The organism is Nocardia sp. NBC_00511 (genome assembly GCF_045161165.1).
GTDB lineage: Bacteria > Actinomycetota > Actinomycetes > Mycobacteriales > Mycobacteriaceae > Nocardia.
Genome location: NZ_CP107849.1, coordinates 5333688 through 5359833, shown reverse-complemented (window position 1 = coordinate 5359833; position 26146 = coordinate 5333688). Strand labels below are relative to the sequence as shown.

Genomic DNA, 26146 nt, shown 5'->3' with positions numbered 1-26146 from the left:
GCTGCCTGGACCCGCCTGGGAGCGACGCGGAAGGCAATCTGACAGAGAGAGGGCTTTGTGCTGCGCAGCGGAGAAGTGTTTGCCGGGTACGAGATCGAACGTGAACTCGGCCGTGGCGGCATGGGCTCCGTGTACCTGGCCCGGCATCCGCGACTACCTCGGCTGATCGCACTGAAGCTGCTGAATCGGGAAGTGGTCGGCGACACCGAGGTGCGCCGCCGCTTCGAGCGGGAGGCCGATGTGGTCGCCCAGCTCGATCACCCGAATATCGTGCCGGTCTACGACCGCGGCCTCGACGACGGTCAGCTGTGGATCGCCATGCGCTACATCGACGGCGTCGACGCGTCGGGCCTGGAGGCGGCGAATCTGCCGCCGCGGCAGGCGATCCGGATCGTCGCCGAGACCGCGCGGGCGCTGGATTTCGCGCATCGGCGCGGGGTGCTGCACCGGGATGTCAAGCCCGCCAACATTCTGCTGGAGCGGGTGGACGCCGAGGAGCGAGTGTTCCTGGCGGACTTCGGGATCGCGCGGCTGCGCGACGACGCCACCAAGCTCACCCAGACCGGTTCGTTCACCGCGACGCTGACCTACGCGTCCCCGGAGCAGCTGTCCGGGCAGCCGCTGGGCCCGCAGACCGATCAATATTCGCTGGCCTGCACCCTGTTTCGCCTGCTCACCGGCAATGTGCCGTTCACGGCCGAACATCCGGTCGGGATCATTCACGGGCATCTGAGCCAGACGCCGCCGCCGGTCAGTTCGCTGCGGCCGGGTCTGCCGTCGGCCCTGGACGCGGTGCTGGCTCGCGCGCTGGCCAAGCAGCCGCAGGCCCGCTTCGACAACTGCGTCGACTTCACCACCGCGGCCATGCAGGCGCTGGAGAATCCGGCCGGGGCGACCCAGGTGCTCGGCCAGCTGAACTACGGCGCACCCAGGCCGTACGCCCAGCCCGTGCCGACCGCGCAGCTGAGTGCGCCGTTGCGCGGCGTCGACCCGAATTCCGCACCGGGGCAGCAGTATTCGGAGCCGGGTCAGTATCACCCCGGTACCGCCCGCTACCCGTCGGACCCGTACGCGGCGGTGCCCGCGCAGGCCGAGCCGACCCGGGCCCGCACCCGGCAGCGTGCGGTGGCGCCGCCGAAGAAGAAGCGCTCCAAGCTGCGCGGCTGCCTGTGGGGCGCGGTGGTGATCGTGGTGCTGCCGGTGCTCGCGGTCGGCGGCTGCCTGGCCTACCTCGACCGCAACCAATCCTCGGGCACAGTGGCCACCACCACCGAGGCCCCGGTGACCACCACCGAGGACGCCGAACCCACCACGGCCGAACCGACTCCCACCGAGGCCGCGGTCCCCGACCACGCCGGGCAGGACGCGCAGGTGATCAGCAAGCGGTTCCCGGCCATGCTGCCGACCGCCGATCCCACCGCCGACGCCAATTCCGGTGCGGGATATCAGGGCATCGCCTGCACCACCTACGGGCGCACCACCCCGCCGCCCGACACCGGCGCGGGCGATCCGGACTTCGGCAATTGGGCACTGAGCTGGGACTGCCCCGCCGGTGCGGGCCGCGCGTCGTACCGAATCCTGATGTACCGCACGCCCACCGGCGCGGGTGACGCGGCGAGCGCGCTGCCCGCCAACACCCACACCGACCTCACCGTGAACGGCAGCAGCTACACCAATTACGCGCTGTCGGGCAGTACGCTGCTGCGGCCGCGGCTGGTGACCGAATTCCACGCACCGGACGGCGATTACTCGTTCCTGATGTACAGCACGGGTTTCCTGATCACCGACGATCAGCTGCTGACCTGGTTCAAGAGTGCTCCGGTGCACTGATACCCGGGTCGCGGCCGGGTAGTTCCGGGGTCGCGGACCGGGTGCGACTTTGTGTGGACTCCATGAGGACACGACACTCCGGGACTTCCCGGATGGCATGCGGCGGCGATCCTCGACACACTGGACCCATGACTTCGAACGTCTCGGATTCCGTCGCCCTGCAAGAGGGGGCAGCCGCGGTCGCCGCCAGTGCGACCGATCTGGTCAAGATCTACGGCTCGGGCGACACACAGGTCCACGCACTAGCCGGGGTGACGGCCGAGTTCGCGAAGGGTGAGTTCACGGCCATCATGGGCCCGTCGGGCTCCGGCAAGTCGACGCTCATGCACTGCCTGGCCGGTCTGGACGCCGCGACCGCGGGCGCGGTGCACATCGGTGACACCGACCTGACCAAGCTCTCCGACAAGCAGATGACCGCCCTGCGCCGCGACCGGATCGGTTTCGTCTTCCAGGCCTTCAACCTCGTCCCGACCCTGACCGCGCTCGAGAACATCACGCTGCCGCTGGACATCGCGGGCCGCAAGGCCGACGACGAGTGGCTCTCGACCGTGGTCAAGCGTCTCGGCCTGGGTGACCGGCTCACCCACCGGCCCAGCGAACTCTCCGGCGGCCAGCAGCAGCGCGTGGCGTGTGCCCGCGCGCTGGCGGGCAAGCCGGACATCATCTTCGGTGACGAGCCGACCGGCAACCTGGATTCGCATTCCTCCGGTGAGGTGCTCAGCATTCTGCGCGCCGCCGTCAACGAGTTCGGGCAGACCGTGGTGATCGTGACCCACGATCCGCGCGCCGCCTCCTACGCCGACCGGGTGGTGTTCCTCGCCGACGGCAAGCTGGTCGACGAATTGCGGGACCCCACCGCCGATTCCGTGCTCGACAAGATGAAGTCGCTGGAAACCAAGCGCGGGGAGGCGTAGCCCCGATGGCTTCCTCCGTCATGCGCAAGGTCGCCTTGCGCAATCTCGCCGCGCACAAGGTGCGCCTGGTGCTGACCGTGCTGTCGGTGGTGCTGGGCACCGCCTTCATCTCGGGTTCCTTCGTTTTCACCGATACGTTGCAGAGCACCTTCGACGGCATCTTCGCCAATCAGGCTCAGGGCGTGGACGTCCGGGTCAGCGGCAAGGAGCAGCAGTCGCTGGGTGTGCCGCTGGACGTGGTCGACAAGATCGCCGCCACCGACGGGGTGCGCACCGTCGCGCCGAGCGTGAACGGCCCGGTGGTGCTGCTGGAGAACGGCCACGCCGTGCAGACCGGTGGCGCGCCGAGCTGGGGCCAGTCGTATCTGCCGCCGGACCAGGCGGTGGCCAAACCGGATCCGTTCGTCGCGGGCGGGCCGCCGACCGCGCCGTTCCAGGTCGCGATCAACAGCGGCGGCGCGGACAAGGCCGGGTTGCACGTCGGCGATCACACCAAGGTGCTGATTCCCTCCAAGGGGACCATCGACGTGACCGTGTCCGGCATCTACGAACCCGCCTCCAACACCGGCGGATTCGTCGGCGTGCTGTTCGACGACACCCAGGCGCGGCAGCTGTTCACCGACGGCCAGCACGTCGCCTACGTCGACATCGCCGTGAAACCCGGTGTGAAGGCCGATGATCTGCGCGACAGCCTGGCGAAGGCGTTGCCGGACTACAAGGTTCAGAACGGCGACCAGGTCCGTGAGGAGATGAAGGAGCAGCTCGGCAACGCGCTGAAGTTCATCAACTACTTCCTGCTGGCGTTCGGTTCGATCGCGCTGCTGGTCGGCACGTTCATCATCTACAACACCTTCTCGATGCTGGTGGCGCAACGACTTCGGGAGTTGGCGCTGCTGCGGGCGGTCGGCGCGAGCCGCGGGCAGATCTCGCGCTCGGTGGTCGGTGAGTCCTTCATCGTCGGGCTGATCGGCAGCCTGCTGGGGCTGGCCGCCGGTGTCGGGCTGGCGTTCGGTTTGTCGGCGGTGCTCAATGCCTTCAGCCTCGGATTGCCCACCGGCACCATGTCGTTGGAGCCGCGCACCGTGCTGGTGGCGCTGGGTGTGGGCGTGGTGGTGACGGTCGCCAGCGCGTACGCGCCCGCCCGCCGCGCCGCGAAGGTGCCGCCGGTGGAGGCGATGCGCGAGGGCGCCAGCTCGGCCGGTGACTCGCTGCGGGTGCGCACCATCATCGGCGCGGTGCTGGCGGTGGCCGGTGTGGTGCTGGTGGTGCTGGGTGCGCGCGGGACCGGTGGCAACGCTGCCGCGGTGGTCGGAATCGGCGCGGCGGCTTTGATTTTCGCGGTGCTGTTCGCCTCCCCGGCGCTGTCGCGTCCGGTGCTGGAGGTGCTCAGCGTGCTGGTGCGCCCGTTCGGTCCGATCGGAAGGATGGCGCGCAACAACGCCATTCGCAATCCGCGCCGCACCGCGGCGACCGCGTTCGCGCTCACCCTCGGCCTGATGCTGGTGTCGGCGATCGGCATTCTCGGCTCGTCGGCCAAGGCCAGTGTCAGCGATCTGGTGGACAAGGGTGTGAAGGCCGACTACATCCTGGCCGGGCCGCCCGGCGGGCTGATCAGCGTGCCGTTGGCCGCCACCGACACCGTCAAGCAGGTGCCGGGTGTGAAGGACGTGGTGGCCTTCCACGGCCTGATCGTGAAGGTGGACGGCAAGCAGGTGGTGGGCACCGCGCCGGACGCGCCGATGAACACGGTGCTCAAGTACGACATGGTGCAGGGCAACGACACCCTCGGTGACGACGGCGTGCTGGTGTCGGAAACCTTTGCCACCGACCACAATTGGAAGGCCGGTCAGCACGTCGAGGTGACGAGCATGGACGGCAAGAAGTATCCGGTCACGGTGAGCGGCGTCTACAAGGACACCCCGCTGCTGCAGGCCATGGTCGCGCCGATGTCGTTGTACGACAAGGTGGTTCCGGTCAGCTACCAGTCCAGCTTCGTGGTGCTGATCGCCGCGCAGCCGGGCGCGGACCTGAAGGCCATGCGCACCGATCTGGAGAAGGCCACCGCGCAGTACGTGATCGTGCAGGTGCAGGACCGCGACGACTACAAGGGCGCGCAGGGCAAGCAGATCAATACGCTGCTGGCCATTCTGTACGGCCTGCTGGCGCTGGCGGTGGTGATCGCCATCCTCGGCATCGTCAACACCCTCGCGCTGTCGGTGGTGGAACGCCGCCGCGAGATCGGCATGCTGCGCGCGGTCGGCATGCAGCGACCGCAGGTGCGGCGCAGCATCTATCTGGAATCCATGCTGATCGCGATCTTCGGCGCGGTGGTCGGTGTCATCCTCGGCATCGGCCTGGGCATCGGATTCCTGCGCACCCTCAAGGATCTGGGCCTGGCGACCATCGCCATCCCCTGGACCCAGATCGTGCTGATGCTGCTGGCCTCCGGCGTGGTCGGGGTGCTGGCCGCGCTGTGGCCCGCGATCCGCGCGGCCCGGACGCCGCCGCTGGCGGCCATCGCGGACCTGTAGCCCCCGCCGGTCGACAACGACACAGGCCCGGTCCCCGGTGGTGGGACCGGGCCTGTGTGCACACTGGAGGGATGGATCCTGTCGAAGCGTTGCGCCGGATCGCGTACTTCAAGGATCGGGCGCGGGAGGAATCGCGGCGGGTGATGGCCTACCGCAATGCCGCCGATATCGTCGAGCGGCTCGATCCGGCCGAGCGGGAGCGGCTGGGGCGGTCGAACGGGTGGCAGTCGCTGCCGGGGATCGGGCCGAAGACGGCCGCGGTGATCGCACAGGCCTGGGCCGGACGCGAACCCGACGTGCTGGTCGAATTGCGTTCCTCGGCAAAGGATCTGGGCGGGGGAGCGGTGCGGGCCGCACTGCGCGGGGACCTGCACACCCACTCGAACTGGTCGGACGGGTCCGCGCCGATCGAGGAGATGATGGCCGCCGCGCGAGCGCTGGGCCACGAGTACTGCGCGCTCACCGACCATTCGCCGCGGCTGACCGTGGCCAACGGGCTCTCACCCGAGCGGCTGCGCCACCAGCTCGACGTGCTCGACGGGCTGCGCGAGCGGTTCGCGCCGATGCGCATCCTGACCGGTATCGAGGTCGACATCCTCGACGACGGCTCCCTCGATCAGGAGCCCGAACTGCTCGACCGTCTCGACATCGTGGTGGCCAGCGTGCACTCCAAGCTGAAGATGGACGCCGCCGCGATGACCCGCCGGATGATCCACGCCGTGACCAACGGCCGGACGAACGTGCTCGGACACTGCACCGGCCGCCTGGTCGAGGGCAGTCGCGGACTGCGTCCGGAATCCGCCTTCGACGCCGAGGCGGTGTTCACCGCCTGCCGCGACCACGGCACCGCCGTCGAGATCAACTCCCGGCCCGAACGCCGCGATCCGCCCACCCGCCTGCTCACCCTGGCCCGGGACCTGGGCTGCGAGTTCGCCATCGACACCGACGCGCACGCCCCCGGCCAGCTCGACTTCCTCGGCTACGGCGCGCAGCGCGCCCTCGACGCCGACATCCCGGTCGACCGCATCGTCAACACCTGGCCCGTCGACGAACTGCTGACCTGGACGAAGACCGTCAGAGGGTGATGCGGAACGGGCTCGGTGCGCTCGCGTCGTCCGGCGACAGATAGCTCGGGAACGACAGCGACACGGTGTCGGCGGGCAGCGGGGCGTCGGCCTTCGACTTGCCGCTCTTGATGATCACCGCGATCACGATGATCACCACCACCAGCACCGCGACGATGGCGGCGATGATCCAGCCCACCGGCATCGAACTACGTTGCGGCTGCTGATAGTTCGGCGGCTGCGTGGTGTTCCGCGGCGGATACGAGGACTGATTGAACCCGCCGGACTGATTCGTGTAGGACGGTCCGGAATTCTGCTGATGCGGATAGGCGGGCACCGCCGGCGACTGGTTGGTGTACGCCGGACCGGGCGCGGACTGCTGCGGATACGCCGGAGTCGACTGAGCCGGACCGGGATACGACGGATTCGCCTGCGACTGGTTCGGATACGCCGGATTGGCCGGAGCCGGACTGGGATACGCGGGCCCCGACTGCGAGGCGTTCGGATAGGCCGGGGCCGCCGACTGATTGGTGTAGGACGGGCCGGGCGCGGGTTGATGCGGATACGCGGGCACCGACGGGTTCGGATATGCCGGGCCCGCCAGCGGCCGGGGCGTGGATTGCTGCGCGGGCGGCTGCTGCTGGACCACCGGCTGCGGCCGGATCGGGGTCGGCGGGCGGGGCGCCACCAGCGGCTGCGGATGCGCGGGCGTCGGCGGGCGCGGCGCGGGAGCCGGGGCCGACAGCGCTCGTTCCACCGCCGTCGCGAACTCGACGCAGGAGCGGAAGCGGTCCGCGGGCCGCTTGGACAGCGCCCGCGACAGCACACTGTCGACGGCCCGGGGCAGGCCCGCGCGCAGCGGGCTGGCGGCCGGCGGCGTCTGCTGCAGGTGCCCGCGGATCACCGCGGCCGGGCTGGTGCCCTCGAAAGGCACCGCGCCGGTGAGCAATTGGAACAGCGTGCAGGCCAGCGAGTACTGATCGGAGCGGCCGTCGAGGGTCGCGCCGGTGAGCTGCTCGGGGGAGGCGTAGGCGAGGGTGGCGGTCACGGTGCCGGTCTGGGTCAGATGTCCGGTGTCGTCGCGCAGCCGGGCGATGCCGAAGTCGGTGAGGTACACCCGTTCGGCCGCACCGGTCTTGCTCGAGGAGCGGGCCAGCAGGATGTTCGCCGGTTTCACGTCGCGGTGCAGGACACCGAGCCCGTGCGCGTAGTCGAGGGCCTTGGCGGTCTCACCGGTGATCTGCGCGGCCCGCATCGGCGGCAGCGCGCCCGGGCTGATGGCCGACGCGTTCACCCCGTCGATGAACTGCATGGAGATCCACAGCTGCTCACCCTCGTCGCCGCGGTCGTACACGGTGACGATGTTCGGATGATCCAGGCGCGCGACCAGATCCGCCTCCCGGATGAACCGGGCCCGAATCTCGTCGTCGGAGAACATCTCCTGATTGAGCAGCTTGAGCGCGGTCATGCGCGGTAGCCGCGGATGCTTGGCCAGATAGACGGATCCCATACCGCCGCGACCGAGCTCGCGTTCGATGACGTAACCGGCGAACACATCACCAGAGCGCAAAGTCGAGCCCCCGTTTCCACGAGACAAATCCGCCGTAGCTTATCAGTGCGGTATGACGACCCATTGTCCTCGCAACCGGTCCTCAGCCCGCGTTGAGATGCGCCCACGCCTGTACATCGCCGCGATCCAGGGCGACGGCGAGCAGGTCGGGGAAGCGGTCGGGGGTGCAGGCGAAGGCCGGGACACCGAGGGCGGACAGGGCGGCGGCATTGTCGCGGTCGTAGGCCGGGGCGCCCTCGTCGGAGAGCGCCAGCAGCACGATGACCTGCACGCCGGACTCCTTCATGGCGCGAATGCGACGCAGCATCTCGGCGCGCACGCCGCCCTCGTAGAGGTCGGAGATGAGCACGAACATGCTCTCGGCCGGGCGGGTGATCAGCGACTGCGAATAGGCGATGGCGCGGTTGATGTCGGTGCCGCCGCCGAGCTGGGTGCCGAAGAGCACCTCCACCGGATCGGCCAGCTTCTCGGTGAGATCGACCACGGCGGTATCGAAGACGACCAGCGAGGTGCGCAGTGAGCGCATGGACGCCAGCACCGCGCCGAACACCGAGGCGTAGACGACGCTGGCCGCCATCGAACCGGACTGGTCGATGGCCAGCACCACATCCCGCTTCACCGCCTGCGCCTTGCGGCCGTAGCCGACCAGGCGCTCGGGCACCACGGTGCGATGCTCGGGCAGATAGTTGGCCAGGTTCTTGCGAATGGTGCGGTCCCAGTCGATATCCCGCAGTTTGGGCCGCGACACCCGGGCCGCGCGATTCAACGCCCCGCCCACCGCGGCCACCGTCTGCGCGGCCACTCGCCGCTCGATCTCCTTGACCACCTCGCCCACCACCATGCGCGCGGTGGCCTTGGTGGTCTCCGGCATCACCCGGTTGAGGCTCAGCAGCGTGCCGACCAGGTGCACGTCGGGTTCCACCGCCTCCAGAAGCTCGGGCTCCAAGAGCAATTCGGTGATATCGAGCCGCTCGACCGCGTCCCGCTGCATCACCTCCACCACCGTCGAGGGGAAGTAGTTGCGGATATCGCCGAGCCAGCGCGCCACCTGTGGCGCGGATCCGCCGAGCCCGGCGGAGCGCCGTCCGTTGCCGCCCTGGCCGGTGTTGTCGTAGAGCGCCCCCAGCGCCCGGTCCATCGCCAGATCGTCGGCACCCTGTAGGCCGCCGCCGAGTCCCGGCTCCCCGGCGCTGCCGAGTACCAGCCGCCACCGCCGCGCCTGCGCCTCGTCGATTTCGGTCATGACAGTCCTCCCCGAATGTCTGTGCTGCCCAGGATTTGGATCGCACCCGCCATGGCGAGCGTGCCCCGGTGAGTGTCGTAGCCGCCGCTGGTGGCGGCCGAAACCGTTGGCGCGCCGTGCCGTACGGCCTGGCCGATGGCCTGCCGCTCCCCGGACTCGAACGCGCCGAAGGTGCGGCGCAGCAGCGGCAGGGTGGCCACGAACTGGGCCTCGTCGAGACCGCACAGCCAGGAATCGATGAGCGAGAGCATGTTCCGGTCGTGCACCAGCAGCAGGCCGCGTCCACCGAGGAAGCCGTCGACCCAGGCCGCCTTGTCGGGTGCGGTGCGGCCCACCGACAGCGCGGCCGAGAGCCTGCGGCCGGATTCGACGGTGTCGATGCGTTCGGCGTCACAGAGCAGCCGGACCGCGCGGCCGACCAGCGCGCCGTGCGCGTCGTCCCGATCGGCCAGCAGTTCCAGCGCGGAAAGCCAGGTGGCGGTGGACCATTCGTCGTCGCGGGCCGACAGCGCCAGGTGCACGGCGTCGAGCTGGGTGCGCAGCGCGGTGGCGGAATCGGTGTCGAGGCCGGTGACCGCGCCGGGCAGGCCCGCGCAACTGCGGATCAGCAGGCCGTTGGCGACCATGGTCAGTGCCTCGGTGTCGGTGCCGCGGACATCGCCGTAGCGCAGCACGCGCAGCAGGCCGGGTAGCGCCGACAGCAGGTGCGTCACGTCGTGATCCAGTGCCGCAACCGATTCCAGCCGTGCGATCAGCCCCCCGGTCGCGCCGCCCAGATCGGCCAGCAGCGCCTGCTCGAGAGCGCCCGCCACGGTGGCCACGGTGGCATCCGGGTGGGCCGCGGTGTCGAGGATCTTCGCCTCGCCCGCCGAACTCAGCGTGGTGCCCCAGCGGGACGCCTCGACGATCGAGATCGCCAGTTCGGGTCGCCAGCGCAGCGTCCAGGTCTCGCGGAAGGTGCCGGTATTGCGCACCTGCCCCTCGGTGATCCGGCCCCAGCCGATGCCCAGCAGCCGAAGCCGGTGCAGCAGCCGCGATCTCGCCAGCCCGCCGTCGGTGCGCAGATCCAGATCCAGGGTCTGCTCGAGCGCCTGCTGCTTCAATCGCAGCGTCTTGATCTGCGCGCGCAGATCCGCCTCCAGCGGCACCGTCGGCGTCCCGTCGGGCACCGCGCCCAGCGCCTCACCGACCACCAGTTCGGAGCTGACCAGCCGCAGCATGGTCTCGTCGCCGTCGCAGAGCACCGCGCGGGTGGCCTCGGTGACCTCCGAGAGCCCGGCCAGCGGCCGCCCGCGCAACGTCGCGAGAGTGTCTGCGAGCCGGACGGATTCGATGATGTGCGCGCTCGAGACCGGCAGATCGTGGGTGCGCAGCATGCCCGCCACCTTGGTGAGCCAGCGTGCGATCGGCTGCTGGGTCTCGGTGAACAGGTGGTGATACCAGCCCGGCGAATCGATTCCGGCGCCGTAGCCGGAAGAGGTGGCCAGCCGCGAATGCGTCCACGGCACCCAGGTGAGCGTGGCCTTCACCTTGGGCAGGCCCTTGAGCAGCCGGGCATCGGCCGCGGCCGGGCCCAGCTTGCCCTCGAGTGCGGGCGCGTGCCACGCCCCGCACACCACGGCCAGCCGTTGTGCCCCGTCCTTCAACGCCTTTCGCATCACCTGCCGCATGTGCGCCTCGCGGCGCAGCGTCTGCGCGTCGATGACGATCCGCGGGTAATCCCTGTCGCTGCTGTCGTCCTCCGCTGTTCCGGACCCCACGACCGGGACAGCTGGGGCGTCCCCGGCGTGTTCGCGCAGCGCGCCCATCGCCTCGTTGACCGCGGCGAAAATATCGGCGTCCGAGGAGGATTCGATGACCGCGTCCCACCAGCGTTCGGCGTCGTCGTAGCCGCCCGCCGCGGCCAGCAGCGCCAGTGGGTCGGTGCGATCGCCCGGTTCGTCGGTGGCGGCGAGCGCGTTCGCGGCGGGCAGATCGCAGAAGCCCACGCGCACAGCGTTTTCCGTCGCGTAGCTCAGCGCCACCCACTCCGGGGAGAACGCGGCGAAGGGCCAGAACGCCGCCTTCGACGGCGCGTCGGGCTGATAGGCCAGCAGTGCGACCGGCGGCGTCATGCCTTCCGCCGCAAGGTATCCGACCAGCGGATCGGCGTCGGCCGGACCTTCGATCAGGATGGCGTCGGGGCGGAAGCTCGCCAGCGCCAGGGCCAGTGAGCGCGCGGAACCCGGTCCGTGATGGCGGATTCCGAAGATCCGGGTCTCGGTCGCGGTGGCGAGGGTGGCGGTCATCCGTTCACCTCGCGGCAGGCCCGGTAGAAGTCGGCCCAGTCGGCGCGCTGGCGGACCACGGCCTCCAGGTATTCCGTCCACACCACCTGGTCGGCGACCGGATCCTTGACCACCGCGCCCAGCACCGCGCCCGCGATATCGGCGGGCCGCAGCACGCCGTCACCGAAGTGCGCGGCCAGCGCGATGCCATTGGTGATCACCGAGATGGCCTCGGCGGTGGACAGCGAACCCGACGGCGACTTCAGCTTGGTGCGGCCGTCCTCGGTGATGCCCGAACGCAGTTCCCGGAACACCCGCACCACGCGCCGGATCTCCTCGGCGGCCGCGGGCACGTCGGGCAGTTCCAGTGCGCTGCCGAGCTGTTCGACCCGGCGGGTGACGATGGCGACCTCCTCGTCCTCACCGGCGGGCAGCGGCAGCACCACGGTGTTGAAGCGGCGGCGCAGCGCGGAGGACAGTTCGTTGACGCCGCGGTCGCGGTCATTGGCGGTGGCGATCACGTTGAAACCCTTGGCCGCCTGCACCTCCGTGCCGAGTTCCGGCACCGGCAGCGTCTTCTCCGAGAGCACCGTGATCAGCGCGTCCTGCACATCGGAGGGGATGCGGGTGAGTTCCTCGAGCCGGGCGATGGAGCCCAGCCGCATGGCCGTCATGATCGGCGAGGGCACCAGTGCCGCCTCGCTGGGACCCTCGGCCAGCAGTCGCGCGTAGTTCCAGCCGTAGCGGATGGCCTCCTCGGCGGTACCGGAGGTGCCCTGCACCAGCAGTGTCGAATGTCCGGCGATGGCGGCCGAAAGATGTTCCGACACCCAGGTTTTCGCGGTGCCGGGCACGCCGATGAGCAGCAGTGCGCGGTCGGTGGCCAGGGTCGCGACCGCGACCTCCATCAACCGGCGCGGGCCCACGTACTTGGGGCTGATCACGGTGCCGTCCGGCAGCGTGCCGCCCAGCAGATAGGTGACCGTCGCCCACGGCGAGAGTTTCCAGGACGGTGGGCGCGGGCGGTCGTCGGCCGCTGCGAGGGCCTTCAGTTCGTCGGCGTAGGCCTGTTCCGCGTGCGGGCGCAGCAGGGCGTCCTGTTCGGCGATGATGGTCACTGCAACTCCTCGAGCATCGTCTTGCGTTGAATGAGGTTCTGGGCGAGCTGGTCGAAATCCTGCTCCCAGTAGGGATCTCCGCATTGTCGGGCGACGGTGGCGACCGGTCCGGCCAGTTCCACCGGGAAGTGGGCGGACGCCGCGCGGAACAGCGTCCGATACGAGCCGGGCACCAGGCTGGGCGCGCCCGGACGGTCGGCCGAGAGCTGCGCGCGTTCCAGCAGCAGCCGCAGCACGTGCTCGGCCGTCGGGCCGGGCCAGGGCCGCGGCACCGCGCGCAACAGCGATTCGATCTCGGCCAGCCAGCTGGAGTCCAGGCCGCGCAGATGCCGCACCTGTTCCTGGGTCGGTTGCAGCGCGAACAGTTCGCGCAGCTTCTCGCTGTCGCTGTTGCGGGCCTCGGTGCCGGCGATCGCACCGAACAGCGCCCGCGCCCAGTCCGGATCACGTTGCGCCAGTGCGGCATCCGTCCAGCCCGCGAACATCGGTCCGCGCACCTCGGCGGCCGTGGACACCCGCACCGCCTCTTCCGGGGAGCCGAGCAGGCGTTCCCAGTGCCGCAGCGGGGTGGCCGCGACCACCCGGTGCAGCCATTCGGCGGCCAGGTCGGGTGCGCCGTCGGCGCGATACGCGGCGACGCCGTAGGCGGTGTAGCCGAAGGAATCTCCGACGCCGTCGCGGCGGGCGGCATCGTCGAGCACGCCGGGACCGGTGGTGACCAGTTGCGGCCGGATCGGCCGCCGCCCGAAGCCGATCCAGGCCGTGGCCCGCTCGCTCATGCGCCGCGCGAAATCCGAATTCGGCAGGCGGCCCAGCAGATCCGCCGCCAGCCGCCGCACCTCGGCGCGTCGATCGTCGAGCGCGCGCTCCAGCAGCGCCTCGTCGTCGAGGGTGAGCCCGTCGGCCAGCACCGCGAGCAGTTCCGCCTTGCCCGGCCCGGACTCCTTGCCCCACGATCCGGCGAGGATCTCGCGGGCCGCCACCGGATCTCGCCGCCGCAGCTGCGTGAGCCAGGCCCGGCGTTCGGCGGCACGGCCGTAGGACCACACGCTCTCGTCCGCGGCGGGCGCGCGCACCAGCGTGCGCCAGCCGGGATGCTGGGCGGCCAGCCAGCGGCCGCGCGCACCGGCCAGCGCCAGCAGCGGTTCCCGGTGCGGGGCAAGTGCTTTCGCCCGATCCAGCAGGGTGGCGACCAGCTTGTCCGGGGCCCGGAAGTCCCGCGGCCCGGCCATGGCGAACCACTCCTCCAGGAACGGCGAATTGTCGGTCAGCAGATCGACCAGGCGGGCCGCCGCGAGCTGCGGCAGCAGCGGCCGCGCGTCGTCGGTGGCGGTCTCGGAGAATTCGGCCGCCCCGGCCGTCACCCCGCCCCGCGCGAAACAGTCCTGCAAGGCCACGGTCCGCAGCAACATCGCCGCGGGATCCCCCTCGAATCCCGCGACCGCCGCGGCCACCGGCCCGCCCACCCCGGAGGTGTCGGCCACGCCGCGGGCGGTGCCGACCAGCGCCGCCGATACCAGCCCGGCGCTCCCGGCATCCGCCACCCCGGCGCGCACCTGGTTCGAATTACTTTCCGCCACAGAGACATCCACCATCGACGCGGCCGTGAACGCGGCGACCGGCACCAGCCCGTCCACCGTCCATTCCCCGACCACGCTCACCGGATGCCCACCCGAGAGCCCCAGCAGCCGCCACGGTTCCCCGTCCGCGATGGACACCGGCAGTGCATCGCCCCCGTCCTCGACCAGCTGCCAGCCGTCCTCCCCGCGCACCGGCACCACCTCGGACAGCAGCACCGGCCACGACCGCAGGAACGGATCCGCCCCCAGCGCCGCCGCCTGCTCGGTCAATGCCGCCGCGATACTGCCCTGCGGCGCGATGTCCTCGGCGAGATCGACTGTGCCGGTGGATGAATCGGATCGAGGGACCACCGGTTCGACGATGGTGCGGGGCAGGGTGGTGAAGGGTTCCGGCATCGCGTGCCTGGTGCCCCAGATGGCGCGCAGCGGACCGGCGGCCGGGTAGTAGTGGACCTCGGCGTCGACCTGGTGGCCCGGCGGCGGGGTGTCGGCGGGGAAGGACGGGCTGCCGGACTGATGGTCGACGAGCAGGGCCCAGCGGGCGGTGGTGCGGCCGCGCAGCCAGACCCGGCGGGTCCACAGTGGGCGGCTGTTGTGCGCGTTCTCGCTGGTGGTGCGGATGCCCAGCACCAGCCAGGTGTCACGGACAGCGGGTTCCTCGCGCACCGCGTCGACCTGGGTCGAATAACCGACATGGGTGCGGACGCTGGCTTGCAGTGCGGGGGAGAGGGATTCGAGCCGGGCGTGCGCCGTGGCCAGCAGGTGCAGCCGGGCGTATTCGCGCAGCAGCAGTCGCGGCCATTCCGAATGGCTTGTCAGCAAAGGTAACTGGCGAAGTGCGGTGGCCACACCGGGCGCCTTCGCATCGACCATGCGGGCGGCGACCCGCTCGAAGGCCGCCAGCGAGCGGTCGCTCTGCGCGAGCCCGGTGCGGACCTGATCGGTCAGCCAGATCTCGAGGTCGCCGAGGCCCGCGTCGACCAGTGCCCGCCGCTTGTCGGCGGTGGCGGCGCTGACCCGCACCGGCTTCGGTTGCGCCGCCGCCTTTTCCGCGCGGGCGCTGCGGCCGCCGAGCCAGTCGGCGGCGAAATCGGCGACCGTGTCGGTGGCGGGCACCTCGCCCGCGCTCCACGACAACAGCAGGGACAGTGCGTGTTTGCACGGAAACTTGCGACTCGGGCAGGTGCATTTGTACGCGGGCCCCGACAGGTCCACGATGGTCTGGTACGGGCGGCTACCGCTGCCCTGGCACAGTCCCCACAGTGCGGTGTCGTGGATTCCGGTGCCGTGCCACTTGCCGCGCAGCTTGCGGGCCGCGCTCAGCGACGCGGCGTCCGGTGCGAGCGAGCCGACATGATCGGCGGTCCAGGCGGTGGTCATCCGTTCCCCCTTCCTCGGTTGAGCAAAGTTGTATCCGAGCCCACCGACAGACCGGCCCGCCGATCCACCCGTGTGTATTTGCTGTGAATTTGCTGCGCGAGCCCACAGAAATCATCGAATCGTGATGTGAAAATCTCTGTCCCATTAGCGATTTCGGGGTTTTCCGCCTCTCGTGCGGAGTTACCGTTGACTCCTGTGGAGCGGCGCGTCTCGCGCACCACTGTCGTGGCCCGGACATCATCCGATCGAAGGAGCTGGACCGTGTATCCGAATCCCGGAATGGGCACCACCAACCCACTGAGTTCCACGCTCAACGCGCTCAGCCTCGGCTCGTCGTTCGCCCAGGGCGTCTTCGGCCTGATGGGCGATGTGCTCGGTCTCGTCGAAATGTTCGGATAGTCGCGAACGGGGCATGCGCCGGTAAGGTCCGGGGCATGCCCCGCGTCGCGATCGAATACTGCACCCAGTGCCGCTGGCTGCTGCGTGCGAGCTGGATGGCCCAGGAGTTGCTCACCACCTTCGCCACCGACCTCTCGGAGGTGGCGCTGATCCCCGGCGAGGGCGGCGTCTTCCGCATCACCGTCGACGGCGAGCAGATCTGGGAACGCAAGGCGGACGGCGGTTTTCCCGATATCGCCCTGCTCAAGCAGCGCGTGCGCGATCGAGTCGCGCCCGGCCGCTCACTCGGCCACGCCGATACGCGCGACCCCGAATAGACAGGCGCTAGCCGCAGCACCCGCCACCGCAGCAGCCGCCGCCGGACGGCGCGGGCGCGGACACCAGGCTCGGGCCGCCGCCACGCGTCACCGTCCCGAAGGTCGTCAGCAGCTTGACGGTGTCGTCGTGACCCCGCGGGCAGGACGCGGGCGCGGACGCCTCGGCCATCGGACGGGACAGCTCGAAGGAATCACCGCAGGCGCGGCATCGATACGCGTAGCTCGGCACCGGCCCAGCGTAGATCAGGCCGGAGGCGCGGTGGAGATCAACACCGCCACGCAGTGGGTGATCGCGGCGTAGCTGCCGTCCCAGCCAGTACCCTCGATTTACGGAGTACGAGGAGGTCTGGTGTGAACACTCGGTTCTTCGACACGATGTCGGATCTCGATGCCGCGCCCGTCGCGCGCATCAGCAGCGGCGATGTGTCCGGCCGACGCGAAGGCGAACTGGCGGTCTGGCGCGGCATCCCCTATGCCGCGAGCACCGGCGGCGGCAATCGGTTCCGGCTACCGCAGCCCGTCGAGTCCTGGTCCGGGGTGCGCGAATGCCTGACCTTCGGTGAGGTCGCGCCGCAGAGCGCGGGCTTCGTCCCGGTCGACCCCGCCTTCCGGGTGGGCGAGGACTGCCTCTGGCTCGACGTCTGGGCCCCCGCGAAACCTGCCGACGAACCGCGTCCGGTGCTGGTGTGGATTCACGGCGGCGCATTCTGCCTGGGCACCGCGGCCCAGGCCATCTACGACGGACGGCGGCTGGCCGAGACCGGCGACGTGATCGTGGTCACGGTGAACTACCGGCTCGGGGCCTTCGGCTTCCTCGACCTGTCCGCCCTCGGCGACGAATTCACCCCGAACCTGGGCCTGCACGATCAGATCGCCGCGCTGAAGTGGGTGCGCGACAACGCCGCCGCGTTCGGCGGCGATCCGGGCGACGTCACGCTCTTCGGTGAATCCTCGGGCGCGGGCTGCGTCACCGCGCTGCTCACCTCACCGCTGTCGGCCGGGCTGTTCCATCGCGCCATCGCCCAATCCCCGCCCGCCACCACGGTTTTCGGGCCGGAGCGGGCCGCGGTGGTCGCCAAGCGCTTCCTGGAACTGCTGGAACTGCGCGAGGACCGGGCGGTGGAATTGCTCACCATGCCGGTGGAGCAGATCATCGCTGCGGCGGGCACCCTGCTCGACGAGGTGCCGCTGCGCGAACCCGGCCGGCTGGCCGCCGCCCCGGTGGTGGACGGCGAACTGCTGCCCGCCTACCCGAGTGAGCGCTTCCAGCAGGGGCGTTCGCATCGGGTGCCGCTGATCATCGGCACCAACAAGGACGAGTCCTCGCTGTTCCGGCTGTTCCGCTCGCCGATCATGCCGGTCACCCCGGACGCGGTGAACGCCATGCTGCGCGGGGTCGCCGCCGAACACCCGGGCCTGTCGCCGGAACGGCTCGCCGGCATCGCCTCGGTCTACGAATCCACCACGCCGCGTGGCGCACTCACCATGTCCACCGACGCCGCCTTCCGGATGCCCGCGCACTGGGTGGCCGACGCGCACTCGGCGCACTCGCCGACCTGGATGTACCGCTTCGACCACGCCACCCCGATGCTCAAGGCGGCCCGGGTCGGCGCGGGCCACGCCACCGAATTGCCTTATATCTTCGGCAATTTCGGCTCTTTCGACTACGACCCGACCTTCTGGCTCGGCGGACGCAAAGCCGCACAGGAGGTTTCGGGCCGGATGATGCGCCGCTGGCTGGCCTTCGCCCGCTACGGCGTCCCCGCCGCCATCGACGGCTCCAAGCACTGGCCGCCCTACAACGCCGCCGCCCGCACCACCCTGGTCATCGACGCCGTCGACCGCGTCGTCGACGACCCGGACCGTGATCGCAACACGGTGTGGGGCGACCAGGTCGTCGGATTCTACTGAGCGACAGGACTTCTCACACCACCGCGGGTGCGTGCCTGCCGAGACTGGCGGGCATGCGCTCGTACCCGTGCAGGGTGTAGAGCGGGCGGCGCTGCGGGGCGCCGGCCAGGGTGAGGTCGGGGAACCGTTCGAACAGTGAGCGCAGCGCGTGCACACCCTCCATGCGGGCCAGGCTCGCACCCAGGCAGGTGTGGATGCCGCTCGAAAACGTCAGGTGTTCCCTGGTATTCGAGCGGGTGATGTCGAAGACGCCGGGATCCTCGAACTTCTGCGGGTCCCGGTTCGCGCCCGCCAGCGACATCACGATCACGGTGCCCTTGGGCAGCTGCTTGTCGTCGATCTCGGTGTCGCACAGCGCGACTCGCGCCGTCATCGTGACCGGCGGGTCGTAGCGCAGGATCTCGTCGACGGCCTGCGGCCACAGCTCCGGATCTTCCCGCAGCTTCGCCAATTGCTCGGGGTGCGAAAGCAATTGGACGACGCCGTTGCCGATCAGGTTCACCGTGGTCTCGAAGCCCGCGCCCATCAGCAGGCTGGCCGTCGCCTTCAGCTCCCGGTCGGTCAGGTCACCGGCCTGCACCAGGCTGCTCAGGATGTCCTCGCCGGGCTCGCGCCGCAGCTTGGCCAGATGAACGTCGAGGTAGCCGTCCATCGTCCCCATGGCGGTGTAGGCGTCGCGCCAGGTGCGCCAGGAGATGCCGATGTCCAGCAGTGGGCTGGCGGCATCGCCCCACTCCAGGAACTCGTCGCGGGATTCCTGTGGGAAGCCCAGCATTTCGGCGATGATCGCGATCGGCACCTGCTGCGCGTACGCGGCGATCAGGTCGGCGGAGCCGTCCGGCGGCAGCGCCGCGAGCAGTTCGGCGGTCACCTGCTCGATCCGCTCGCGCAGCCGTCCGATGGCCCGCGGGGTGAACGCCGCGGACACCGACTTGCGCAGCCGGGTGTGGTCGGGCGGGTCGATCATCAGCATCGACGGGGCCTCGACCGGATTGGGTGGGGTCTGCGCCTTCTTGATGCTGCGGTGCAGCCAGTCCGGGACCTCCATCCCGTCGGGGCCGAACGCGCCGAAACGGTTGTCGCGCAGGATGGTGCGGGTCAGCTCGTAATCGGTGGTGGCCCAGGTGATGCGGTTGTGCACCAGCCGCCCGCGCGAACGCAGCTCCTCGATGTACGGGTACGGATCGTGCAGGCCGTCCACGCTGGTGATCAGGCGCGCGAACGGGTCGTTGCTCCGAGCCCGCAGCCGCAACGCCTGGCGCGCCGCGCCGTGCTCCACCATCCAGCGGGCCCAGTACCGGGGGCTCATCATCACGGGACTCCCTCGTCGTCGGATGACTCCACCGTACGGAAATCGGTGCGGCCGAAAAACATCCTGTAGCGGGAATCCCGGCTCCTACCCGGGTAGGAGTCAGACCCGCCGAGCGGTCACCCGTTCGGTCCCGGCGCGTCGCTCCTGCGCGTCCGGATCCGGGTTGGCGACCTGCACCAGCGACGCACCCGCCGCCAGCACCGCCACCAGACCGTCGACCAATTCGGCCGGGGTGTCCCACGTGCCCGCCGCCAGCACCCGGTCCTCGGCCGTGAAGCCTTGCCGCGCGGCCGATTTGCGGGCCTGCTCGAGCACCTCCGACACGGACAAACCGTCCAGCGCGCAGCCCACGCCGTGCGGCCGGAACTGGTCGCCGTGCACGCGCACCGAGGTGGCGTAGTCGGTGACGCCGATCGGCAGCTCCCGCACCGGCATTCCCATCGGATCCAGCGACAGCACCGCGACCTCCGCGATGCCGTCGGCCTCGGCCAGCCGCTCGACGGTGACCAGCGCCAGCTCGGCGTCCGGGTCGGCGTGCAACACCACCTCCGCGCCCGCCCACCAACAGCCCAGCAGCACCGCCGCGGTCTGCCAGTGCGCGGGCAGCAGCACCGCCACCCGGGCGCCCGAGGACAGCCCGAACTCGTCGCGAATCATATTGGCGGTCTTGGCCGCCCAGTTGGCCAGCGTGAGCGCGGACAGCTCGATGCGAGCACCGCTGGCGTCGTCGTAGTAGGTGATGCGCGGCCCGGCCGGGTCGCGGGCGAGGATGGGGTCGAGCACCGCTTCGGTGAGGGTCTCGTTCAGTTCACGCATTTCGGTCCGTTCGTGCCGGCGTCGATAGGTGGGGCGGGTGGCACCGGCGTCGCCGTGGCGCTGGTGGAGAAGTCGAGACCGGTGGTGCCCGCCGCCGAACCCGGACCAGCGTAGTCACTCGCCAGCACGACGCGCACCGCCCCCTCGGGCATGCCCGATTCCGCCATCACCGGCAGCCCGCCCAGCGCGGCCGCCACCGCGCGGGCCTTCGGGTCGCCACCCGAGGCGGCCAGCACCCGGCTGCTCTGGATCGGACCGCCGATCCAGTTGTCGACCACACCGGTGCGGAATCCCTTGCCCGCCAGCGCCTGTGCGGCCTGCCCGGCCAGTCCGCCGGTGCCGCTGGCGTTGTAGAGATCGACGGTGATGCTCGACGGGGCCGGACCACCGTTGCCGCCGTCGTCGCCGTCGACCACCTGGGCCACGTACTTCTGCACCGCGGGCGGATCGACCCGCACCACCGATTCGCCGTTGTCGGTCCAGCCGTTGAGGTCCTTGACCGGAATCGTCTCGAACTTCACCTGCCCGCCGGACAGGTCCTGCAGCTGATGCAGGAAGCTCAGCACGTCCCAGCCGTCGTCGAGCACCACCGTGCGCCCGACCGCGTTGCTGAGTTCACCCAACCGGCTCGGGCTGGTGAGCACCTTGGCGCTGAGCACCTGGTGCACCAGCTGCGCCATGTAGACCTGCTGGCGCACGATGCGGTCGAGGTCGCCGCGCGGCAGCTCGTGGCGCTGCCGCACGAAACTCAGCGCCTGCGCGCCGTTGAGCCGCTGCTCCCCGGCCGGGAAGTCCGCACCCGAGAGCGGTTCGTCCACCGCGTTCTTCAGGCACACGTCGACGCCGCCGACGGCATCGGTGAGCAGCACGAACCCGAGCAGCCCGACCTCCGCGTAGTGGTCGACGGTGATACCGGTCAGGTTGGCGACCGTCTTCACCAGCGCCTGCCGTCCGGCCAGCGTGGAGCGGCGGTCGGCCTCGGCGGGCGTGACGCCCTGATCGACCAGCTTCTGCTGGGCGTTGAACTTGGTGACCCCGTACGCCGAATTGATCTTGCCCATACCGATTCCCGGAATGTCCACATACGAGTCGCGCGGAATCGAAATGGCCACCGCCGAACTGCCGTCGTTGGGCACCCGGATCAGCACGATGGTGTCGGTGTTGAGCCCGCCCTCGCCGTCGTCGCCCGCGTGCAGCATGGCGAGTTCGTCGGCGCTGAGCGAGTTTCCGTGCGCGTCGGTGCGGGAGTCGATGCCGACCATGAGGATGTCGGTCGCGCCGTCGGCATTGCCGCCGAGCCCGAGGTTGCCGATCCGCTCGATGCTCGACACCAGCTGATCGACGCTGTGCCAGCCCAATCCGGTCACCGTCAGCACCAGCACGGAGACCACCGCCGCGAGCACCCGCAGCGGGTAGCGGCCGAGGTTGCCCCGGCGTGAAAGTAGCGGCACGGATGCCCAGGTGCTGTCCGGCAACCCGCTGATCCTTTCCTTTTACGGCCGACGAGACCCCACGTTCAGGTCGAGTCGACTGGGAATGCCCCCACTGTGCAGGCTAATGGGGGTAACCGGTTTGTTGCCGTAGCCGGTGCTCAGTGAGTCGCGCCGGTCCTGTCAGACTGAGGCCCGTGAGCGCCGAAGCCGTGACCAGCACCACCGCCGCGCGGGCGGAGAGCATCGATCCGGCCCGCCTGCTGATCACCGGAGCACACGGTCAACTCGGCCGGGCGCTGCTGAATCTGGTTCCCGGCGCGCGTGCTCTGGCGCGTGCCGATCTCGACATCACCGACGCCGCCGCGGTCCGCGCGATCGTGAATCCCGGTGACGTACTGATCAACTGCGCCGCCTACACCGCGGTCGACCGCGCCGAGACCGACGCCGAGGCCGCCTTCGCGGTCAATGCCACCGGCCCGCGCGTCCTCGCGCAGGTCTGCGCCGACAGCGGGGCGCGGCTGCTGCACGTCTCCACCGACTATGTGTTCCCCGGCACCGCGGCACATCCGTATGAAACGGACGATCCGACCGATCCGGCCACGGTGTACGGGCGCTCGAAACTCGCTGGGGAGCAAGCGGTTCTGGAGCTCGCGCCGCAGGCCACGGTGGTCCGCACCGCCTGGGTCTACACCGGCACCGGCAGTGACTTCGTGGCCACCATGCTGCGGCTCGAGCGCGAACGCGACACCCTCACCGTGGTGAACGATCAACTCGGTTCACCCACCTACACGCGAGACCTCGCGTCCGGTTTGCTGGAACTCGCCGGATTGCCGGACGCGCCGCGAATTCTGCACGCCACCAATGCCGGACAGGCCACCTGGTTCGATCTCGCCCGCGCCGTTTTCGCCGCCATCGGGGCCGATCCGCAACGCGTACGGCCCTGTGGCACCGAGGATTTCCCCAGACCCGCTCCGCGCCCGGCATATTCGGTGCTTTCCGGCGCCGCCTGGCAGGCCGCCGGGCTCACCCCGCTGCGTTCCTGGAAGCTGGCACTGCAGGACGCACTGGCGGCCATCTCCGACTAGGCTCGGCGTCCGTGAGCCCCTCGGATTCAGTCGGACAGCCCCCCGCCGCGGAGAAGAAACCGCAGCTGGCAGTCGTGACGGTGACCTACTCGCCCGGCGAGCACCTGGAACATTTCATCAGCACCCTGGCCCTCGCCACCGGTGAGAAGCCGCAGGTCATCCTGGCCGACAACGGCTCGGTCGACGGCACCCCCGAACTGGCCGCCGAGGCCAACGCGCATGTGCGACTGCTACGCACCGGCGGCAACATCGGCTACGGCGGCGCCATCAATCGCGCTGTCGCCGAGATCGACCCGGACATCGAGTTCGTGATGATCGCCAACCCGGACGTGCGCTGGGGCAACGACTCCATCGACGAACTGCTGGCCGCCGCCCGCCGCTGGCCGCGCGCGGGCGCGCTGGGCCCGATGGTGCTGGAACTCGACGGCAGCACCTACCCGTCCGCGCGCCGGGTGCCCGGCATCGCCGACGGAGCCGGGCACGCCATCCTCGGCTCGGTCTGGCCCAAGAACCCCTGGACCCTGCGCTACCGCCAGGACAACGAGGAGATCTCCGAGCGCAGCGTCGGCTGGCTCTCGGGTTCCTGCCTGCTGGTGCGCCGCGCCGCCTTCGACTCCATCGACGGCTTCGACTCCCGGTACTTCATGTACATGGAGGATGTCGACTTCGGTGATCGGATGGGCAAGGCGGGCTGGCACAATGTGTTCGTGCCGTCCGCGGAGGTCACGCACGCCAAGGGCCACGCCGCGGGTCGCCACCCGGAGACGATGCTCCCGGCGCATCACGCCAGCGCCTACCGTTTCCAGGCCGACCGGCATCCGCACTGGTGGCAGGCTCCGCTGCGGGTCGCGCTGAAGGCTGGACTTGCGATCCGCTGCAGGCTTGCGGTTCGATCCGCACTGCGCGAACGCGATGCAAACGGGCAATCCTGATGATCGCGGCGCATTCCTGACAACCTGACCACAGGGGAGAAGATGGCGAACAGCGGTAGTACCGCCGGGTCTACGGATGCGGTGATTCTGGTCGGGGGCCAGGGCACCCGCCTGCGTCCGCTGACCCTGTCCGCCCCCAAGCCGATGCTGCCCACGGCCGGACTGCCGTTCCTGCAGCACCTGCTCGCTCGCATCGCCGACGCCGGTATCACGCACGTGGTGCTGGGCACCTCGTACAAGGCGGAGGTGTTCGAGGAGACCTTCGGTGACGGCTCCGAGCTCGGCCTCGAGCTCGAATACGTCACCGAGACCGAGCCGCTGGGCACCGGCGGCGGCATCCGCAACGTGCTGCCCAAGCTGCGGGCCGACACCGTCATGGTGTTCAACGGCGACGTGCTCGGCGGCACCGATCTGGGTGGCGTGCTCGACACCCACCACGAGTCCGGCGCGGACGTCACCCTGCACCTGGTGCGGGTCAGCGATCCGCGGGCCTTCGGCTGCGTCCCGACCGACGCGAACGGCCGGGTCACCGCGTTCCTGGAGAAGACCCAGGATCCGCCGACCGATCAGATCAACGCCGGCTGCTACGTCTTCCGGCGCGAATACATCGAGAAGATCCCGGCGGGCCGTCCGGTCTCGGTGGAGCGGGAGACCTTCCCGTCGCTGCTCGCCGAGGGCGCGCACATCCAGGGCCACGTGGACACCTCGTACTGGCGTGACATGGGCACCCCCGAAGACTTCGTGCGCGGTTCCGCGGATCTGGTCCGCGGCATCGCCCCGTCGCCGGCACTGCCCGGCCAGCGCGGCGAATCCCTCGTGCATCCGGGTGCGGGTGTCGCGCCGGGCGCGCTGCTGATCGGCGGCACGGTCGTGGGTCGCGGCGCGGAGGTCGGCGCGGGCGCCCGCCTCGACGGCGCCATCCTGTTCGACGGCGCACGCGTGGAAGCCGGTGCCACCGTTGAACGTTCGATCATCGGCTTCGGCGCCCGCATCGGCCCGCGGGCACTGGTCCGCGACGGCGTCATCGGCGACGGCGCGAACATCGGTGCCCGCTGTGAACTCCTGCGCGGAGCCCGCATCTGGCCCGGCGTGGACATCCCCGACGGCGGCATCCGCTTCTCCACTGACGTCTGACCCGAGCTCGATACCAAGATCAGGGAGCTCTCACCGCGAGAATCTGTCCGATTCTCGACGGTGAGAGCTCCCTGATCTTGTTGGGGGAGTGGGGGATCCAGCGCCCCCGCTTGCCGGGAGTCATCCCGCTGCGATCGGTGTCATGCGACGACGGGGGTGGAGATGGCGGGCTTGTCGGCGGCGCGGCCCTCGCCGACCAGCAGCGCGCCGGTGACGGCGACCAGGGCGGCGGTGAAGCCGTGGACGCCGAAAGCTGTTGCGGTGGAACCGTCGTGGCGCAGGATGGTGAGCATGTCGCCGGTGGGGATGGTGGCCATCACCAGCATGGCGATACCCAGCGAGTAGCGCTGACGAGCCGCCAGCAGGGCCACGATGAGCAGCCCCGAGGCCAGATCGCGCACGCCCTTCACGTTCAGGAAGTCGGCGGCCTCGCCGGTGGGGGAGACGCGCAGGCCGAAGCTGGGGGCCATGGCGGCGGGGTCGGTCACGTAGCGGTAGCCGATGTAGCTGATGAATCCGGCTCCCGCGAGAGCGAGGGCGGTGGCGATGCGAGAGGTGATCCGCGAGGTGAACATGTCTCGTGCTCCAATTTCTAGCGCTGCTAACTGATGAAGCAACGCTAACTGATGTATCGATAGTTTGTCTAGCGGTGCTAGAGTTTTTCCATGAACCCGATCCAGACCCGCAAGGAACGCGAGCGGGCCGACCGCCACCAGCGCATCATCGACAGCGCGCGCGACCTCGCCGAAACCGAGGGCTGGGACGCGGTCACCGTGCGCAAGCTCGCCGACCGCATCGAATACAGCCAGCCGGTGCTCTACAGCCACTTCACCGGCAAGGACGCCATCGTCACCGCCGTCGCCGAAATGGGCTTCGCGGAACTGGCCCGCGATATCCGGCCGCTGCGCGAGCGGGCCGAGACACCCGAGCAGGCGCTGCGCGATGTGGCTCAGGGCTACCTCGACTTCGCCCGCGACAAGGCCGCCCTCTACGACGCCATGTTCCTGCTGCGCACCGAACTCACCTTCGGTCCCGACGCCCCGCAGCTGCTCAAGGACGCCTTCGTCGAACTGCTGCTGACCTTCGCGCCCTTCGCCGCCCCGGACGACGCGGAGACCTTCACCGAGGTGGCGTGGAGCTCCCTGCACGGGCTGGCCACCCTGGATCGAGGTGGCCGTCTGCGGCCCGACTTTCGAGCCGACCGACTGGATATTCTGCTCGCGCAGTGGGTTCAGGGTCGCTGACCCGCACTCCGTCGCATCGAATCGTCTTGATCACGGTTGCGCCGGTGTCCCTCCGGACCGGCCTAG

At 69.9% G+C, this 26146-nt stretch carries 21 protein-coding genes; 11 read left to right on the top strand and 10 right to left on the bottom strand.

The window, feature by feature from the left end; translation table 11 throughout:
- The first annotated feature begins 75 nt into the window (after positions 1-75).
- The 4 genes from OG300_RS25135 (at position 76) to OG300_RS25120 (ending at position 6360) form a co-directional block, all read left to right on the top strand.
- Positions 76-1830, top strand: coding sequence for a protein kinase domain-containing protein (locus OG300_RS25135; protein ID WP_405485499.1), 1755 nt, complete (start codon positions 76-78; stop codon positions 1828-1830).
- 128 nt (positions 1831-1958) lie between these two features.
- Positions 1959-2744, top strand: a complete 786-nt coding sequence (locus OG300_RS25130) for an ABC transporter ATP-binding protein (RefSeq protein WP_405485498.1) — start codon at positions 1959-1961, stop codon at positions 2742-2744.
- A gap of 5 nt (positions 2745-2749) precedes the next feature.
- A complete protein-coding gene (locus OG300_RS25125) occupies positions 2750-5275 on the top strand; it encodes an ABC transporter permease (RefSeq protein WP_405485497.1) in 2526 nt (841 codons plus the stop codon).
- A gap of 71 nt (positions 5276-5346) precedes the next feature.
- Entirely contained in the window at positions 5347-6360 is a 1014-nt protein-coding gene (locus OG300_RS25120; RefSeq protein WP_405485496.1) for a PHP domain-containing protein, read from the top strand.
- On the opposite strand, the gene OG300_RS25115 is transcribed toward OG300_RS25120, so the two are convergent.
- The 5 genes from OG300_RS25115 to OG300_RS25095 form a co-directional block, all read right to left on the bottom strand.
- Positions 6350-7909: a protein kinase domain-containing protein gene (locus tag OG300_RS25115; RefSeq protein ID WP_405485495.1), complete on the bottom strand. Its 1560-nt coding sequence runs from the start codon at positions 7907-7909 to the stop codon at positions 6350-6352. The genes OG300_RS25120 and OG300_RS25115 overlap by 11 nt on opposite strands.
- A gap of 82 nt (positions 7910-7991) precedes the next feature.
- Entirely contained in the window at positions 7992-9152 is a 1161-nt protein-coding gene (locus tag OG300_RS25110; RefSeq protein ID WP_405485494.1) for a VWA domain-containing protein, read from the bottom strand.
- On the bottom strand, positions 9149-11440 hold the full coding sequence (locus tag OG300_RS25105) for a DUF5682 family protein (protein WP_405485493.1): 2292 nt from the start codon (positions 11438-11440) through the stop codon (positions 9149-9151). Before OG300_RS25105 ends, OG300_RS25110 begins: the two co-directional genes overlap by 4 nt.
- Positions 11437-12537 (bottom strand): AAA family ATPase, encoded by a 1101-nt coding sequence (locus OG300_RS25100; RefSeq protein ID WP_405485492.1) that lies wholly within the window; start codon positions 12535-12537, stop codon positions 11437-11439. Before OG300_RS25100 ends, OG300_RS25105 begins: the two co-directional genes overlap by 4 nt.
- Positions 12534-15497, bottom strand: coding sequence for a DUF5691 domain-containing protein (locus OG300_RS25095; RefSeq protein ID WP_405485491.1), 2964 nt, complete (start codon positions 15495-15497; stop codon positions 12534-12536). The genes OG300_RS25100 and OG300_RS25095 overlap by 4 nt, the downstream gene beginning before the upstream one ends.
- 261 nt (positions 15498-15758) lie before the next feature.
- Here OG300_RS25095 and OG300_RS25090 point away from each other — a divergent pair, with 261 nt between their 5' ends.
- Positions 15759-15896, top strand: a complete 138-nt coding sequence (locus OG300_RS25090) for a hypothetical protein (protein WP_405485490.1) — start codon at positions 15759-15761, stop codon at positions 15894-15896.
- A gap of 35 nt (positions 15897-15931) precedes the next feature.
- Positions 15932-16213, top strand: a complete 282-nt coding sequence (locus tag OG300_RS25085) for a SelT/SelW/SelH family protein (RefSeq protein ID WP_405485489.1) — start codon at positions 15932-15934, stop codon at positions 16211-16213.
- Between the two features lie 7 nt (positions 16214-16220).
- Here OG300_RS25085 and OG300_RS25080 read toward each other — a convergent pair whose 3' ends face one another.
- Entirely contained in the window at positions 16221-16442 is a 222-nt protein-coding gene (locus tag OG300_RS25080; RefSeq protein ID WP_405485488.1) for a zinc ribbon domain-containing protein, read from the bottom strand.
- Between the two features lie 146 nt (positions 16443-16588).
- Here OG300_RS25080 and OG300_RS25075 point away from each other — a divergent pair, with 146 nt between their 5' ends.
- Positions 16589-18124 carry a carboxylesterase/lipase family protein gene (locus OG300_RS25075; protein WP_405498666.1) on the top strand — a complete coding sequence of 512 codons (1536 nt, stop codon included), beginning with the start codon at positions 16589-16591 and terminating at the stop codon, positions 18122-18124.
- A gap of 13 nt (positions 18125-18137) precedes the next feature.
- On the opposite strand, the gene OG300_RS25070 is transcribed toward OG300_RS25075, so the two are convergent.
- The 3 genes from OG300_RS25070 to OG300_RS25060 all read right to left on the bottom strand — a co-directional run bounded on the left by OG300_RS25070 (position 18138) and on the right by OG300_RS25060 (position 21703).
- Positions 18138-19433 (bottom strand): cytochrome P450, encoded by a 1296-nt coding sequence (locus OG300_RS25070; RefSeq protein ID WP_405498665.1) that lies wholly within the window; start codon positions 19431-19433, stop codon positions 18138-18140.
- A gap of 102 nt (positions 19434-19535) precedes the next feature.
- Positions 19536-20252, bottom strand: coding sequence for a TIGR03089 family protein (locus tag OG300_RS25065; protein ID WP_405485487.1), 717 nt, complete (start codon positions 20250-20252; stop codon positions 19536-19538).
- A complete protein-coding gene (locus tag OG300_RS25060) occupies positions 20240-21703 on the bottom strand; it encodes an LCP family protein (RefSeq protein WP_405498664.1) in 1464 nt (487 codons plus the stop codon). The genes OG300_RS25065 and OG300_RS25060 overlap by 13 nt, the downstream gene beginning before the upstream one ends.
- Before the next feature lie 191 nt (positions 21704-21894).
- On the opposite strand from OG300_RS25060, the gene rfbD reads away from it, so the two are divergent.
- From rfbD to OG300_RS25045, 3 genes are read left to right on the top strand one after another with little or no spacing between them, the layout of a single operon-like run.
- The gene (gene rfbD / locus OG300_RS25055) at positions 21895-22770 is read left to right on the top strand and encodes a dTDP-4-dehydrorhamnose reductase (RefSeq protein ID WP_405498663.1); all 876 of its coding nucleotides are present in this window, start codon (positions 21895-21897) and stop codon (positions 22768-22770) included.
- A gap of 11 nt (positions 22771-22781) precedes the next feature.
- Complete coding sequence (locus OG300_RS25050) at positions 22782-23702, top strand: glycosyltransferase family 2 protein (RefSeq protein ID WP_405485486.1); 921 nt, start codon at positions 22782-22784, stop codon at positions 23700-23702.
- A gap of 42 nt (positions 23703-23744) precedes the next feature.
- Positions 23745-24836, top strand: a complete 1092-nt coding sequence (locus OG300_RS25045) for a sugar phosphate nucleotidyltransferase (protein ID WP_405485485.1) — start codon at positions 23745-23747, stop codon at positions 24834-24836.
- A 140-nt stretch (positions 24837-24976) separates the two neighbouring features.
- On the opposite strand, the gene OG300_RS25040 is transcribed toward OG300_RS25045, so the two are convergent.
- Positions 24977-25411 carry a DUF4267 domain-containing protein gene (locus OG300_RS25040; RefSeq protein WP_405485484.1) on the bottom strand — a complete coding sequence of 145 codons (435 nt, stop codon included), beginning with the start codon at positions 25409-25411 and terminating at the stop codon, positions 24977-24979.
- Between the two features lie 90 nt (positions 25412-25501).
- Between OG300_RS25040 and OG300_RS25035 the strand changes: the two genes are divergently transcribed.
- On the top strand, positions 25502-26080 hold the full coding sequence (locus OG300_RS25035) for a TetR/AcrR family transcriptional regulator (protein WP_405485483.1): 579 nt from the start codon (positions 25502-25504) through the stop codon (positions 26078-26080).
- Positions 26081-26146: the final 66 nt, after the last annotated feature.

What these genes read in the sequence shown, in the direction of transcription:
- OG300_RS25130 (WP_405485498.1), top strand. Translation starts at nt 1,959, where the DNA reads ATGACTTCGAACGTCTCGGATTCCGTCGCCCTGCAAGAGGGGGCAGCC.
- OG300_RS25125 (WP_405485497.1), top strand. Translation starts at nt 2,750, where the DNA reads ATGGCTTCCTCCGTCATGCGCAAGGTCGCCTTGCGCAATCTCGCCGCG.
- OG300_RS25120 (WP_405485496.1), top strand. Translation starts at nt 5,347, where the DNA reads ATGGATCCTGTCGAAGCGTTGCGCCGGATCGCGTACTTCAAGGATCGG.
- OG300_RS25110 (WP_405485494.1), bottom strand. Translation starts at nt 9,152, where the DNA reads ATGACCGAAATCGACGAGGCGCAGGCGCGGCGGTGGCGGCTGGTACTC.
- OG300_RS25105 (WP_405485493.1), bottom strand. Translation starts at nt 11,440, where the DNA reads ATGACCGCCACCCTCGCCACCGCGACCGAGACCCGGATCTTCGGAATC.
- OG300_RS25095 (WP_405485491.1), bottom strand. Translation starts at nt 15,497, where the DNA reads ATGACCACCGCCTGGACCGCCGATCATGTCGGCTCGCTCGCACCGGAC.
- OG300_RS25085 (WP_405485489.1), top strand. Translation starts at nt 15,932, where the DNA reads ATGCCCCGCGTCGCGATCGAATACTGCACCCAGTGCCGCTGGCTGCTG.
- OG300_RS25075 (WP_405498666.1), top strand. Translation starts at nt 16,589, where the DNA reads ATGTCGGATCTCGATGCCGCGCCCGTCGCGCGCATCAGCAGCGGCGAT.
- OG300_RS25070 (WP_405498665.1), bottom strand. Translation starts at nt 19,433, where the DNA reads ATGAGCCCCCGGTACTGGGCCCGCTGGATGGTGGAGCACGGCGCGGCG.
- OG300_RS25065 (WP_405485487.1), bottom strand. Translation starts at nt 20,252, where the DNA reads ATGCGTGAACTGAACGAGACCCTCACCGAAGCGGTGCTCGACCCCATC.
- OG300_RS25045 (WP_405485485.1), top strand. Translation starts at nt 23,745, where the DNA reads ATGGCGAACAGCGGTAGTACCGCCGGGTCTACGGATGCGGTGATTCTG.
- OG300_RS25040 (WP_405485484.1), bottom strand. Translation starts at nt 25,411, where the DNA reads ATGTTCACCTCGCGGATCACCTCTCGCATCGCCACCGCCCTCGCTCTC.
- OG300_RS25035 (WP_405485483.1), top strand. Translation starts at nt 25,502, where the DNA reads ATGAACCCGATCCAGACCCGCAAGGAACGCGAGCGGGCCGACCGCCAC.